This is a genomic window from Methylobacterium sp. CCH7-A2 (genome assembly GCF_001557075.1).
GTDB lineage: Bacteria > Pseudomonadota > Alphaproteobacteria > Rhizobiales > Beijerinckiaceae > Allobosea > Allobosea massiliensis.
Genome location: NZ_LSKN01000190.1, coordinates 1 through 287, shown reverse-complemented (window position 1 = coordinate 287; position 287 = coordinate 1). Strand labels below are relative to the sequence as shown.

Here is a 287-nt window from a genome sequence, read left to right as displayed (position 1 = left end):
CCCGACTTCTCGTCGAAATCATGCACCGGGTCGATGATCGCGCAGCAATGCGTCGCCGGATCCCAGACGACATACTGAATGCTGCCGGTGCGGGCATCATGGAAGCCCTTCACGCGCGGCGTCCGCGTGCGGTCCCGGTCGATCCAGGCTTTCGCCGCGGACAGGTCGAGGCCCAGCCCCGCGCCGAACGGGACCATGTCCTCGGCGAACATCCGCCCGTCCAGCACCTCGCCGAGGACATGCAGGATCGCGACGCGCGTGCCGGAGCGGCAATGCGCATAGACGGG

The 287-nt window shown here is 67.9% G+C and carries 1 pseudogene; it reads right to left on the bottom strand.

Annotated elements, in window-relative coordinates:
- Nucleotides 1-287 (bottom strand): annotated as a pseudogene (locus tag AX750_RS26565) (MBL fold metallo-hydrolase); the annotation flags it as partial.